The organism is Thauera sp. 27, assembly GCF_000310125.2.
GTDB lineage: Bacteria > Pseudomonadota > Gammaproteobacteria > Burkholderiales > Rhodocyclaceae > Thauera > Thauera mechernichensis.
The window spans coordinates 1-13182 of sequence record NZ_AMXB01000028.1 but is presented as its reverse complement, the minus strand read 5'-3'; the positions used below and the strand labels follow the sequence as shown (position 1 = coordinate 13182).

The 13182-nt window shown below is 60.0% G+C and carries 18 protein-coding genes; 13 read left to right on the top strand and 5 right to left on the bottom strand.

Annotation, left to right across the window (positions count from 1 at the left end; translation table 11 throughout):
* Positions 1-59: 59 nt before the first annotated feature.
* The 3 genes from B447_RS14825 (at position 60) to B447_RS14815 (ending at position 1904) form a co-directional block, all read left to right on the top strand.
* Entirely contained in the window at positions 60-938 is an 879-nt protein-coding gene (locus B447_RS14825; protein ID WP_002942035.1) for a SprT-like domain-containing protein, read from the top strand.
* A complete protein-coding gene (locus B447_RS14820) occupies positions 935-1363 on the top strand; it encodes a hypothetical protein (RefSeq protein ID WP_002942032.1) in 429 nt (142 codons plus the stop codon). The genes B447_RS14825 and B447_RS14820 overlap by 4 nt, the downstream gene beginning before the upstream one ends.
* Before the next feature lie 97 nt (positions 1364-1460).
* Positions 1461-1904 (top strand): hypothetical protein, encoded by a 444-nt coding sequence (locus tag B447_RS14815; protein ID WP_157384690.1) that lies wholly within the window; start codon positions 1461-1463, stop codon positions 1902-1904.
* Here B447_RS14815 and B447_RS22225 read toward each other — a convergent pair.
* Both B447_RS22225 and B447_RS22220 read right to left on the bottom strand, forming a co-directional pair.
* Complete coding sequence (locus tag B447_RS22225; RefSeq protein WP_083491467.1) at positions 1891-2796, bottom strand: SLOG family protein; 906 nt, start codon at positions 2794-2796, stop codon at positions 1891-1893. The genes B447_RS14815 and B447_RS22225 overlap by 14 nt on opposite strands.
* The gene (locus B447_RS22220; protein ID WP_083491466.1) at positions 2793-3431 is read right to left on the bottom strand and encodes a 1-acyl-sn-glycerol-3-phosphate acyltransferase; all 639 of its coding nucleotides are present in this window, start codon (positions 3429-3431) and stop codon (positions 2793-2795) included. The genes B447_RS22225 and B447_RS22220 overlap by 4 nt, the downstream gene beginning before the upstream one ends.
* Positions 3432-4484: 1053 nt before the next feature.
* Here B447_RS22220 and B447_RS14795 point away from each other — a divergent pair.
* Positions 4485-4946, top strand: a complete 462-nt coding sequence (locus B447_RS14795; RefSeq protein ID WP_002942020.1) for a hypothetical protein — start codon at positions 4485-4487, stop codon at positions 4944-4946.
* A 1-nt stretch (position 4947) separates the two neighbouring features.
* Here the strand turns inward: B447_RS14795 and B447_RS14790 are convergent, their stop codons facing one another.
* On the bottom strand, positions 4948-5229 hold the full coding sequence (locus B447_RS14790) for a hypothetical protein (RefSeq protein WP_157384689.1): 282 nt from the start codon (positions 5227-5229) through the stop codon (positions 4948-4950).
* Positions 5230-5306: 77 nt separating this feature from the next.
* Here B447_RS14790 and B447_RS22580 point away from each other — a divergent pair, with 77 nt between their 5' ends.
* From B447_RS22580 to B447_RS14750, 9 genes are all read left to right on the top strand, one after another.
* Positions 5307-5477 (top strand): hypothetical protein, encoded by a 171-nt coding sequence (locus B447_RS22580; protein WP_157384688.1) that lies wholly within the window; start codon positions 5307-5309, stop codon positions 5475-5477.
* 120 nt (positions 5478-5597) lie between these two features.
* Positions 5598-6158: a glycine zipper 2TM domain-containing protein gene (locus B447_RS14785; protein WP_002942009.1), complete on the top strand. Its 561-nt coding sequence runs from the start codon at positions 5598-5600 to the stop codon at positions 6156-6158.
* Between the two features lie 217 nt (positions 6159-6375).
* Positions 6376-7173, top strand: a complete 798-nt coding sequence (locus B447_RS14780) for a hypothetical protein (protein WP_002942008.1) — start codon at positions 6376-6378, stop codon at positions 7171-7173.
* A 12-nt stretch (positions 7174-7185) separates the two neighbouring features.
* Entirely contained in the window at positions 7186-7488 is a 303-nt protein-coding gene (locus B447_RS14775) for a hypothetical protein (RefSeq protein ID WP_002942004.1), read from the top strand.
* A gap of 177 nt (positions 7489-7665) precedes the next feature.
* A complete protein-coding gene (locus B447_RS14770; protein ID WP_002942001.1) occupies positions 7666-7941 on the top strand; it encodes an HU family DNA-binding protein in 276 nt (91 codons plus the stop codon).
* A gap of 529 nt (positions 7942-8470) precedes the next feature.
* A complete protein-coding gene (locus B447_RS14765; RefSeq protein WP_157384687.1) occupies positions 8471-8689 on the top strand; it encodes a hypothetical protein in 219 nt (72 codons plus the stop codon).
* Between the two features lie 29 nt (positions 8690-8718).
* Positions 8719-9102, top strand: coding sequence for a hypothetical protein (locus B447_RS21885; RefSeq protein ID WP_002941996.1), 384 nt, complete (start codon positions 8719-8721; stop codon positions 9100-9102).
* An 84-nt stretch (positions 9103-9186) separates the two neighbouring features.
* On the top strand, positions 9187-10089 hold the full coding sequence (locus B447_RS21880) for a hypothetical protein (RefSeq protein ID WP_002941992.1): 903 nt from the start codon (positions 9187-9189) through the stop codon (positions 10087-10089).
* Between the two features lie 72 nt (positions 10090-10161).
* Entirely contained in the window at positions 10162-10359 is a 198-nt protein-coding gene (locus B447_RS14750; RefSeq protein ID WP_002941989.1) for a hypothetical protein, read from the top strand.
* A gap of 74 nt (positions 10360-10433) precedes the next feature.
* Here the strand turns inward: B447_RS14750 and B447_RS21875 are convergent, their stop codons facing one another.
* Both B447_RS21875 and B447_RS14740 read right to left on the bottom strand, forming a co-directional pair.
* Positions 10434-11678: a hypothetical protein gene (locus B447_RS21875; protein WP_002941986.1), complete on the bottom strand. Its 1245-nt coding sequence runs from the start codon at positions 11676-11678 to the stop codon at positions 10434-10436.
* A 474-nt stretch (positions 11679-12152) separates the two neighbouring features.
* The coding region (locus B447_RS14740; RefSeq protein ID WP_002941983.1) for an RNA-guided endonuclease InsQ/TnpB family protein at positions 12153-13182 on the bottom strand (1030 nt) is incomplete at its 5' end.

The window sequence follows — 13182 nt, the reverse complement described above, 5'->3', positions numbered from 1 at the left end:
TGATGGCAGGCGCGTGCTCGCTAATGCCACGATCCGCCCACGCAATGAAGGACAGGCTAATGCAGACTGAAGAACTGTTCAGTGAGATTCCGGGCACCGAGAAGCTCAGTCCGACTGTCGACGCCTATGACGAGCTGGTCAAGGCATACGACTTCTACAATCAACGGCTTTTTAATGGTGATCTGCCAGGGTGTCTCTTCACATTCCAGCGGAACAAGCGCCTCTTTGGCTTCTTCTCGCGTAAGCGTTTCGGCCACCGGGGCGGCCAGCAGGTCGATGAGATTGCGATGAACCCGTCCGTGTTCGCCGTCAGACCAGTGGAGGCGATTCTATCGACGCTGGTGCATGAGCAATGCCACCAGTGGCAAGCCTGTTTCGGCAAGCCCGGCCGGCGCGGCTATCACAACGCCGAGTGGGCCGACAAAATGGAAGAGGTCGGTCTGATCCCATCGAGCCATGGCCGCCCAGGTGGGAAGCGTGTCGGTGAGCACATGACTCACTACATCGACCCCAATGGCCGATTCATGGCGCTGACCAAGGAGTTGCTTGAGTCGGGCTTTGCGCTGTCTTGGTACGACCGGTTTCCGACCGCTGCGGAGTTACCAATCTATGTGGGTGGGGCAGGGGAGGACGATCTTCTCGCGGACATCACCGGCACGGACGGCATGCCGCTCGGGGGCGAAGAGCTCAAAGGCGTGACTGAAGGCGTGGACGGGAGCGTTGAGGGTGAGTTGCCGTCCTACCGACCGGCATCCCCATTGAGCGCATCACTCGCCAGCAAGGGCCTGGATGTGGTCTTACCAGGCTCGGACGAGACGAAGAAGGGTGTCACCACGCGTGCGAAGTTCATCTGCCCGGGTTGCGCAGATGCAGCTTGGGGGAAGCCTTCACTGAACATCATCTGCGGAAAATGCAAGACGGAATTCAAGAGAGCATGAACTCATCCACGATTCCTATCCCGCTGCTGAATGCCTTGGAGAAGTTCGTTGAGCGACGAACCCGTGCTGAGCAGCTTTCGGAAATGGAAGTCCTTCGCCGGCTCGTTTCGGAAAGAGGAGGGGATCCGGCGTTGCTTGCCTCTGAAGATCCGACCTCGGCACTCCCCTACTTAGTCGAGGCGATGGAGGTCTCGCTTCTCGAGCGGGCCGCGGCGAACTGGCCCAATCTCTTCCTTAAGGGCACGTCCGAGATCGACGGCGAAGGTCTCGCCTACCGGCTTGCGCTAATTGATGGACTTTCTCGCCAGATCCCGGGTGAAGTAGGCATGGAGTTGGGCCTCGTGCACCAGTTCCTAGTGATAAGCGCATCTGCGGACGTACAACATACACCCGCCTCCCATTGCAAAGCTGATCGCATGCGGTAATCTGGAGTCCAGATCGCGCGATAGCGTGTCCATAATCTAATCAACCGGAAGGTTGAAGTCATGAGCCCCACGGCTGGGGTGATTTGCGGAGGAACCGGTGATAACCAAGCACAAACGGGACTTTATGCTCATTGCGACCACCATCCTGCTTGCAGCATGCGGACAGAACGATCCCGTCGCTTTGTTTGTTCAAAACGCGCCTGAGGAAGAAGCGGTCGCCCGCAAGGATGTGACGATGATCCTCACGGGCGACTACAGTGGCTTGTACAGGTCATCGGACAGCCAGGGCAAGATGAGTGAAAGCGATTACATCGCCTGGGCAAAGCAAGCCTTTGGTAAGTACCATGAGATCGTCAAGAACTGCGGCGGCCTCGAAGCGATCGAAGTCTTCGAGAAGACGGAACGAAAGCCCGGGGAGCACTATCGACTGATCTACCGAGTGTACATGAACGACAAGGTTCAGGATCAGTGCAAACCGAAGAACTTCATGCCACTGCATGCCATTAAAACGGCCAAGGGCTGGGACGTCAGGGGCGAATAGGTTGCCGTTGAGCTACACGCCGCGGCTGAAGCGGATGCACTGTTGCGCCGCGTTCCGTGCGATCCCGTGTGGCACCGTTGTTTCGTAGGACTGCGCCTGACGGATCGGTAACTACTACCCGCGTTGGCCGACCGAAATGCTTTGCTACTTCTACGAACCGTTCAATGCTGGCCTCGCCCTGGGAGAACACAACAACGTGTGTCGCAGCTCGAACCAGGCTTTGAAAATGTCTTTCCTGCTCGGTGCGGCTTCCGCGGCCACGCATGAAGAAGTGCCGTACTGGCAAGCACTGCTCGATCGCCCATCGCTCAGCCATCTCTTCAGCGCCCTTGTTACCTCCCACTAGCATTACGTCAGGACTGAGGTTGGCGAAGAACCCCTCGAGCTTGGTCTTGAGCAGGAACTCGTTGCTGAATCCCCGCCCACCTGTAACTACGACCCGGACAGTCTGTCCGCAGAGTTTTCGCCGGGCCGCATGCACAAGTTCGGCAAACCCACCGCAAGTGCCCAGTCCTGAAGGGGGAGCCCAATAGGGGTCTCGGTAGGGGTATTCAACCGGCGCGTTGTCGGCTATCTCTCGTAGCTCGAAGCCCAATCGGGGGTACTCACGAAGCTGCATCCAGAGCCCCGCGTTCATGATCTGTTCGTGGCACTGCGCCCAGTCGCGCCGTGATCTTTCTGTGTGTTTGAGGGCCAGCTTTCGAGCTTCCTTGGCAGTAGGCATGCCGATGATCTCGGCGCGCAGTTCTTCGTCGGACCCGCGGAACCGTTCTGACTGGTAGAAATGCTCGAGGCTTGGGTGTAACACTGGTCGGTTTCGACCGAACCCGTAGCCCGGCTCTACCTCCCGGTAGCCGGGAAAAGGCAGGATTGCGTCGACCTTAACGCTCATGACAGCGCCTCTGCTATTCTGGCTTGGAGTTGCTGCGCATTGAGTCCCGCTGGGTTGATCGGTTCGCCCACCTCAACCGTAACAGGCGGCAACCAGGTTAGCCTGCGACGCTTCACCTTGCCAAAGACACTGCGTTCAAGTCCATGGATACGTACCGGCAGGAGGACTCGCCCTGAACGCATGGCAGCGATGGCCGCACCAGGGTGCAGCGGCCCCAGTAGTCCGTCGCGCGTGATACCCCCTTCAGGAAAGACCATCGCGCCGCGACAGGCATGAAGTTCTCGCAGGATTTTGCGCATTCCGAACGGCGAGGCGGCATCAACTGGCACGTAACGGCCCAAGCCGCAACGAACGAGCACATCAAGGGCCCGGCGCCAGACAGGATGCTTGGCAAAGTCAGCGGTTACCGCGTAGGTCAGAGCGTGTGGAGAGATGCACGCAAGCAGCGGACCATCGATATAGGAGACATGGTTGGCGACGACAAGCGCGTCGCGATGTGCTTGCCACCTGTGTAGGTCTTTCACCTGAAGCCTCAGCGCTCGGCGAGCGAGCAGGCGCAAACAGTGCTCGCCAAGACGCACATGAAAGGCTCGAGCAAGGGTAAGTTGATGTCCGGACATGAGTCTTGCCGTCATGATGAGCAGCTTGCATCATCACATGAACGCGAAAGGTGCTGATCGGCATAAAACAGCCCGTTTTGCTCGTTTTCGGCCGGATTGACAGCGCGGGGATCTCCCCGGTATCGTTCAAAGACTTTCTCGGCTGCTTGCGGTCGTAAAGCGCCGGCATTGCGTCGGCCTCCGGTCGGCACTGCCGACTGAGCTGGGGTTAGCCTAGCCTTTCAATGGTGCGCAATGCACCTTCTTCCTTGACCTTCGGGGCACTCCTTGCCCTGCGGGCGTGGTGTGTCCCGGTTTTGCTGGAGATCACCATGAAGAAGCTTTTCCATTCTCCCAACCATTGGGACAGCGCGATCGGTTTCGGTTGTGCTTGTCTGCTGGTCGCAGGCGTCCTGTTCGACATCTTCGTCCGGTAGGAGCGGAGCCCACCATGCAGCTAGATCTCTTCGCCCCAACGGATACCGCATTCATTGGGGTTGAGGTTGGCGCCGAGGTCGGCGCACGTCGCTGGCCCTGGGCCAGTAGATCCCCCGATCAGTGGATCCAACCTGTTCGGGGAATCGTTATATCCCGACGCGACGACCGCATTTGGGTAGGTAGTGTTCTCGGGCACTCCCCTTCGCAAGAGGAGATTGACCGATACGTGGCGGCCCGTGCTGATCGGCTGAATGGCTCCATCCCTGTGATATGGGACTACGGCCCGATCGGTCTGGGCAAGACTGCCATGTGGGAATCAGTCGCAGACCTTCGCTCCTATGCTGAGGATCTGGCCGATTGGCAACTCGAAAGGGCAAAGGCTCTTGAGGAGCAAGTCAATGGATGAAGACTCACGCTGCGGCAACTGCCGCAAGCACGCACCGCCACAAACGGACGATTGTATGTACAACGCGGGCTTCGTGTTGTGCTCTGATTTACCAAAGTGGCGGTACCTGTCACCTCATCGGTTCGTGTGTGAGCGGCACGTACCGATGTTCAAAGGCGAAGTACTCGATCTCGCCGATCTTTTCTAATCAACCCCTATTGGGGCTTCGCGACACGTCAGGTGTTGCGCGGAAACTGGAGAAAACCATGAACCTCACCTCGATACTCTTTGGCCTGTTCTATCAAATCACCAATCGTCTCTACGATGGAGTGAGCGTTATCAATAACCGCTTCTGGCAAGATCGCACCTGGATCGGTGATGTGCGCATGTGCGGGTATGGAAGTATCGGTGTGGCGGAGCTGCGTGACCCGACGGGAGCGGCGCGCTACAAGATCCTCCGTGCAGAGACCTTGAACGGCTTCAGGGCTGAGGTAGATCTGCTTCGAATGGAGGGTTGGATCGGTTGGGCTCGTGGGGCCGAGTCGATCGAACTCATTGCTGCAGTCCGGCGAGGGAGCGAGATGCGCCTTCACTTCATGAAGAGTGCAGCGGTGCAGGGCGAGCTCGATGCCTTTATCGGTGTTCTGCTCTCCGAGCAACGGAGGCGCTACGACTCAGGAGTGAGTGAGGGCCCGATCATCGATGCGACAGTAGCAGTGAACGGGTAAATCACTTCACCCTCTTCAGGTGTTGAGGACTGCGAGAGGCTTCACGCTCGTAGTCCTCGCTAACCGCCTGGATGTTGGTGAATAAATCCACCAGCTTCTTGGGGGGCTCGGACGTATCGTTGCTATGGACAACCAGTCCGGATTCGTGTGTCTTGGGAGGTTCTCCAATGGCCGCGATCTTGTCGCGATCCCGATTCATCCAAAGGGGCATGTTGATCTCCTGGTAAGGGGTAAGGCGCAGCTGGCCTTTTCTCACTTCTACCACGGAGATCACCCCTGTCAATCATCTATCCCGCGCGGGGAATCCTTCTCCGCGGTGGAGGGGGTCTCTGCGCAACAACTTGGAGACTTACTATGACGATGAACCGACGACTCCCGCAAGGCATGCGGGTCAAGTATCACACCGGTGACGGCGTGATGCACGAAGGCACCGTGCTCAAGGCCGACGGCCTCGGGTATTCGATCCTCCCACTGGACGGTCGGCGAATCCTCGTCCCGGCACAGAACGTGCGCGGGTCGATGTCACGCTGATCTGGAAGTTTCAACTTCGGCATCTCGCCGCCAGCTTCGCCGCGTCTTAGGCGCGGTTTCAACCCCGTGGGGCACCTTCCCACGGGGATGGTGTTTCCGCAATCATCCTGGAGAAACACCATGCAAAAGATCGTCTTCACCCTGCTCACCCTCATCGCACTGGGTTCGTCCTCTGCGTTCGCGCAGTTCGGCTCTGGCGGCTACTGGGGAGGAAGCTCCGGTGGCTACTGGAGCAACAACACCGGCGGATCGGTCACCTACCGTGGGTCGGACTATGGCACGGCGGACGCGCGTAGCGTCCAGCATGTCGTCACGGGTCGCGTCGAGGATATGCGCGTCGTGACGATCAGCACCCGTGGCCAAGCGTCCCAGTACATCGGGGCTGGTCTCGGCGGCGCTGTGGGTGCCATTGCTGCCCGAAAGGTCGGCAATGGCAGCGGCAAGCAAATCGCTTCGTTGGTCGGTGGCGCCCTGGGCGCGCTGGCCGGTCAGGCGATCGGTGAGCACGTCGGTCGTGAAGAGCGTCAGGCGTTGGAGATCATCGTTGCTCTCGACCGAGGCAACGTGATCGCCGTCACCCAAGAGATCGATCAGGATGCAGCATCGCTGCGTCCTGGCGATCGCGTTCGTCTTGTCAGCGGCTCGGTGACCCGAGTCGTGAAGATGGGGCGTCTGATGTGACAGGCAAACCCGAGTCCCTTCCGGGGCTCGGGCCCTTGCCCAATGAGGGCTATTCCGAAAACGCCAGCACGTTTCCGGAAACGTCTTGTCGGCCTTTGGCCAAAGCGGTAGCTGGACCAGACCGGGCATCTTGCCGAACCTAGCATTCCACAACCCACCGCGGGGCACCTGTCCCCCTGGGCATGGTGCTTTTCCGCAACGACCAAGGAGAACCACCATGAGCAACAACAAGATCTTTCCGGCGCGTCGCGTCTTCCCGGTGATCGAGCAGATCCGTGAGCTGTACCGCGAGGCTGCCGAGGTACCGGGCGCTGAGGAGCAGGTCGTCGTCGATAAGGCCACTCTCGAGGTGCTCTATGCGGCCGCCCTGGAGCTTGAGCGAAACACGCCGACGCTCGTCGTCGGTCTGCACACGCACGATTCGGGAGTCTCCCCGTACGTGTTCGCTGTTGATCCCCTCATTCCTTTTGGCCAGGACGACTTCCAGCAGTATCTGGAGGAAACGTTCGAACCCTGGAAGAACGAGTATCTCGATGTCGAAACGAACATCGACGCGATCGAGATCCGCGCAGTGGATGCACACCAGAGCACGGCGGCTGAACCAGCCTCAGTCATACAAGCGCTGCAGACGGGTGGCGCCATCGAAGTCAGGGAAGACGCAGACCAGGCTGGACGGTTCTGCTACTTCCTGCGCGGGGAAGGTTCCGAGATCTCGTACGACGATCCTTCCGAGGCCAGAAGTGCAGCCCTTTCGTTAGCGCTTGCCCGTGTCCGGGAGCACCAGGACATCGGCGCTGTCGCTTGGGGTTCGATGAGTGAGCAGCAAAAGCGCGAAGCCATCGAGGCGACCTTCGGCGAGGAAGAGGAAAAGAAGAAAGCCCAGCGCTTTCTCAATCACTACAAGTGCCCAAGGTGCAGCAGCGAGTGGAGCGATGAGTGGGAGTGCCAGGTGGACGATGAATGCGGCGAGTGCGGAACGCGGCACATTTCTCCGTATGCAAGCGAAGACGCTTGAGGAGAGTGCGCCATGAAGGCCATCGTCGAGTTCGGAGTTCCCAAATCGGCCCTGCAAGGTGAGGCGCCCTGCGGCATCAGTTCAAGCCCGGGGATCGTCTTCCCCAGCGCGACTCAGGCTGCCAAGGCCGCGGCTCAGATCGCGTTCGTGCTTTTTCGTCGCAACAAGGGCGTGATGCCCGGAACCTGGAAGGCGCTGGTTCCGTCGGCAGACAAGCCACGTCTGACCTGGTGGTCGCACGACAAGTCGGCATGGGTCACCGTGTCGCTTCTGGACGGCAAGGATCGGGGTTCGTTCTCGGGCACCGTGAAGTAGCTCACCAATGATCGCGTAGCGACTAGACCCGGCCATTCCCCGAAAGGGGTGGCCGGGCTTATCTCTTTAGCGTGGAAAAGTGCCAGAAACCCGTGTTTTACGAGGCTTGAAGGTTCGCCAAGCTCCGGTATAAATGGCGTTGCTGGCAAGTTGCCTGTCAATGAACGGAGAGTGTCTATGAATCGTGAAGAGCTGATCGAAGCAGTTGCGGCCGATGCTGGACTGAGCAAGACCGCAGCCAAGGCCGCCGTGGTCTCGGTGATCGAGAACATCCAAAAAGCAGTGGCCAATGGCGACAAGGTGGCCCTGGTCGGCTTCGGCACCTTCGAAGCCCTCAAGACCCCCGAGCGCCAAGGCCGTAACCCGCAGACTGGTCAGCCCGTCACCATCGCCGCCGGCGTTCGGCCCAAGTTCACCGCGGGCAAGGGTTTCAAGGACGCTGTGTCCCGCTGAACGTCGAAGTGGCGGACGCGACCGACTTGGCACGTCCGCCAAATGCCCCTAGAATCTCCAATCAAAGCCGCTCGCTAGAGCGCCGGTAGCTGGATAAAACCGGGCCATTGGCCAAACCCAGCCCATCAACTGCAGCACCTGTCCCGCATTCGCTCGAAGGAGCACACGGCTAGTTGCCTCGTCAGGAGGCTACCCCTGTGCGCTTTCGTGCGCCGCCAGCGTTCTTTGTGTGTCCATTGCGGACCACGACGACAGGAAGCTGACCTACATCAGCATTTCAACCTTCGGGGGCACTTGTCCCTCGGGGCATGGTGTCTCCCGGCATACCTTGGAGATTCACCATGTGCGCACTCGTCATGAAATCCGACTCCGTCGTTCTCCCGAAGGCCCGTAACTGGGGCTTGATCGACCAGCTCCGCTGGAAGGTCGAATGCCTCTTCCAGCGTGTTCGGGGGGAAGTGTGATCGGAAGCTGCATCTTGCAACAAAGGGGAAGTGACGTAGTCTTGTTCTCGAAGGAGGTGATGGCCATGCCGACACTGAAGATCGAGTACCCGGACTACGACGCAACCCCAGACCACATCGCCGCGCTTGCAAAGGAACACGGGATTGCGCCCGAAGACCTGATCAAGCGCGCGATCAACGAGTACCTCGGGGGCTACGGATTGAAAGATCCGCCCGAGGGGTTCAAGCCGAAGACGCTCACCGAGGTCTTCGTCGCGACCGGAGTCTACAAACCAACAGATTAAGCCCTGAGCAATCGGGGCGAGGAGCAATCGTGAACGATCTCTTCGCCCCGTTCCCTGGGGCCATTGTCATGGCCTGGATGCCGGAATCCGAGCACGCTTGCGCGCCCGGTCCGAAGTTCAGACCTGTACTGCTGCTGGCAGAGAATCGTCGCCCCGATGGAACCCTCGAGGTTCTGGTGGCTTACGGTACGAGCCAGCAGACAAGCCGCATCGCGCCAGGTGAGTTCACCGTCCGGTGCCAGGATGCGGCGTTCCTCGCCAAGGACACCAGGTTCAGCTTGAACAAGCGGATGTGGTTGTCCGTGACGCAGGAGTATTTCCAACGAGACGGCAAGACGCAGGTTCTCGGTTCTCTGCCCGCCAAGTCTTTGCGCGGCGCAGCAAGGGCCGCCCAAGAAGTCGGAATCGCTTAAAACGTGGCGCCCAGGCGCCTCGACCACCCGTAGGGGGCCTGTCCCTCTGCGGGCGGGTTCTCCTGCATCAACCAGGAGAAAATCATGCATCACAATCTCATTGTCACGAAGAACGAAGACGGTCGCCCACAAGTGGCCATCGTCGTTAATGAGCTCAACATCACCAATCCGCTCATCTCGGAGTGTGGTCGATTCGAAGTCGACCCCGTGGCGGCGTACGGAATCAGCCTTCAGCTGGCCACCGCGCTGGCACACCTGAACGAGACGCTGGTTGCAGAAGGCATTGCGGTTTCGCCGATGAAGTCCGAGCTGGGGCTACTGCGGGCCGAAGCAGCCAAGGGCAATGATGCCCAGCGGCGCTACGCCAGCCATGATTTCAGCACATGTCCGATGTGCGGCTGCGCTGATCCGCAGGGTGGCAGTATCGAAGTGGATGGCCAAACGGCAACCCAGGAGGTGACCTGCCCCGAGTGTGGCGCTGCCTGGAACGATCTCTACCGTCTCGTTGGCTTCGAGGTGGTGGAGGAGGGCAACTCGCACCTGGCGGCAATCGGTCGGCTGCGCGAGAAGCTCGAGACGCTCGACAAGGCGGCGTTCTCACTCCGGGAGGCGATCGGGAGTCTGGGTGCTCAGCCTGAGATGGAAGCTGCGCTTGGCGCCCTGAACGCAAAGCGCATGGGTATCCAGGATGAACTGGTCGCTCTCGGAGAAGCGCTTCCGGGCAACGCCCGCTATGCCACGGCGATCATCGGCGATGCGCCGCAGATCTACGACGCGATCGAGATTCGTGGTGTGCGTGTGGTGGGCCGTGACCCCAGCACGGGCAAGACCGAGCTCGAGGTCGATGACGTCAATCCGGTCTTCTGGTCGGTGTATCTGCACCGGAAAGAAGGTGGGGTCGAGTGTGTGGGTGATTTCGCCACACGCCCGCTCGCCGACGCCTACGCCCACGAGCTGAGTCAGACCTACGGCTACCGGATCGTCTGACCAACCACAACAAATCCGCCCGAGGGGAACCGTCCCTCGTGGCGGTCCCAAGGGCATCACATAGGAAGCACCATGGAAGAGAGAATCGAAAATGCGGCCGCAGCCGCTCAGGAAGCCTTCTGGGCGTCGATTGCAGCTGCTTTCCCGGAGGTGAGGTCGGGCGACTTCCCGCCCGATGCCCACATGGCGTTCGAACGAGCATGCATCGACGCCACTACGACCTGGGTTGAGGGCAACATGCCTCAGCCGCAGGTGCAAGAGAACGTTTGAAATGAGAGCCCCGGCCGAAAAAAGGTCGGGGCTTTCTCGTTTACCGCGATGGGAGTGCAGATACGCCGTGACCCTCACCAGCCGAGTTCTTTGGCAAGCTCCTCAACGCTGGAAATGGGGTCGACGCCGTAGGCATCCCGAAGTCGGTTGTAGAGCCTGAGAAGGAAATCGTGCTGGGTGTTGGTGTCCCAGCTACGGCTGACGTGCTCGATGTACATCTCGGACTCGATAGCCTTCTTCTGTTCACAGGATGAGTCTGTCCAATAGGTATCTCCTACGCCGACAACACCAGCCTCAACCCTTATGGGAGGGCGAGCTTCACAGTGCTCAAAGAACGATATGCACCTTTTGAGATACTTCGCCCATTCGTACATCATAGTCGCACGAGATATTCCGTTCCTTCCAGGTCTCGTGCTTGGGCCGGCAACCGCTCCGTTAAAGCCCCAGATTTCTCCTGTCCTCTTGAACCATTGCGAAACGCCGATGAGGGTGCGTTCCTCGTGGTTGAGTATTCCCACCTGAACGAAGCCTTCCTTGTTCACCCCGTAGTTACCATTACGCCAAGGTCCAAGAGCAAACATTTCTTGAGCACGCCGGAGAATGACAGTTGAAGACTCAGACGATGTCCATTCTGCTGGTACAAGTCGCATGTAGTATCGAGCACCGTCTTCGATCACCCATTCACTCTCTCCGGTGGGGCTCATTTCGTCTTGGTGTCGGATCCTCGCTCCCGGTTCAAGCCAGGTTGAGCGATCGCCAGGCCGTGCCGGATGCAAGTTGAACGGGGTAGCTGCTGTCCGCTGCTGCACGGCTGCCCCAAGATTGAGGCGTAGCGCGTCAGTGAGCGCCCGTGTGAGTTTGGCCAGCTCGATCTTCCGCTGCTCTCGAGTCGCTCCATCCGGGAGGTTGTAGGTAATCGGTCCTCGGCGATGTCTCAAGTCGAACGGAAGATCCTCCGGTCTGTACTCGAAGGCCTCGTTTGCAACAAGGATGATGCGTTCTGCGCCCCGAGACGTCAGGGCATGACCCAGTTCGATCATCACGTTCGGATTCGGCAGGTGTTTCCCAGACGCCGTTTTCCCTACGAACGTGATGTCGGCCACAAAGACCTGGGCCTCCTCGATCTTTCTGAAAATGGTTGCGACGATCTCCACCAGCCCCGCTTCGCCCTTCGTGTCATGGTCGAGCTCGGGGCGGTCAGCTTCGGAGAGGTCCAGCTCGTCAGAGACTGCAGCGAGAGCATCGTTCAGAGCGGCCTTGACGAAATCCTTGTTCAGCTTGGCGGGCGTGTCGCTCTGCCAGGACCAGAAGACCTTCATGTGTTGAGTCATACGCAGAAAACCAGTTCGAGTAGTGGGTGAGTGTGGCGGCTTGTGCGCGCACCATACGGCATGCATAATTGTGCCACGGCACTTGGCAGGTGCCGGGCACCCGTCTCACCGAAGCTGTTGACAGCACTGCCTTCAAGGTTTCAGCCTTCATGAGTGACCCTTTGGCTCTGTTGGCGGTAGACGGGTGACGTCAGGATATGGGCCGGGAACCTGACATGAACGGCAAAGAAATCCGTCCGACGACGATCGTCGGTATCAAGCGCCTCGCTAAATCCATCCGTAATTCCACTGGCTGTTGCCACCAGCATGCGCTGGATCTTGCCTCGAGGCAGGCGAGCTTCACGAACTATCGCAACGCCAGATCCATCCTTGGCTCGCGGTCCCATGGCGTTGCCATTGACATCCTCCCCGCCCTCTCGCTTCGCTCGCCGCGCAGCGGGAAGGGCGGGGATTCCTGCTGGGCTAGGCCGCATGGCCTACCCCTTCGGTGGGTTCTCGCTTCACCGGGCGGCCTGACTGCACCTCTCCCTCCACGAGCGCTTGGCCGTCGCCGGCCAGAACCGCGTGTCCCGCGGCCAGAATGTTCTTCGCGGCATTGACGTCAGCGTGGTCGGTGTGGCCACAGGACCGGCACCGGAAAACTTCGCCCTTACGGTTGTCCGCATGGGTGTGAGCGCAGGCGTGGCAGCGCTGCGAGGTGTAAGCGGGGTGGACGAGCACGAGCACTCCATCGCGCCATTCGAGCTTGTACGCGAGCTGGTCCTTGAACATCGTCCAGCCCTGATCGAGGATCGAGCGGTTCAGGCCCGCCTTCTGACGCACCCGCTTGCCGGGCGCCTCCTGCGAGCCTGCGGCCGAGGCGCTCATCGATCGAACCCTCAGATCCTCCAGGCACACGAGCGCGTGTTCGCGGGCGATCTGCGTCGAGAGCTTGTGCAGGAAGTCCGCGCGTTGGCGGGCGATCCCCTGGTGGATCTTCGCCACCCGGGCTTGTGCCTTGCGAAGCCGGTTCGAAGGCTGCAGCCGGAACCCCTTCGGGAAGGGTTTGCCCTTCGGGATGCCGGCGGCGACCTTGGCCGCTTCGAGCTTGCGAGCCACCGCTCGCTGGTAGCGGCGCAAGCACTGGACGGCACGCTTGTGCGCATCGAGCGGCGCGATCCGCTGCCCGGTGTCGAAGGCGGCGAAGTTCGCCACCCCACGATCGATGCCGCAGGCCTTCGGGCCGCGCTCGAGCGCCTTGGGTTCGAACGCGCAGGCGATCGACACGTACCAGCCATCGGCCTCGGCGCGCAGCGTGGCCGTGATCGCTCGTCCCTCGATGGGGCGGCTCGCCCGGTAGCGCAACCAGCCCACCTTGGGAAAGCGGATGCGCCCGTTGGCCGCGTCCACCGAGAAGCACTTCACATCGGTCTCGCGCAGGCCGATCGGGTCGCCGCGGCGCTTGAACTTCGGGTAGCCGCCTTCCTTCCTGAAAAAGCGCTGGAAGGCGCCA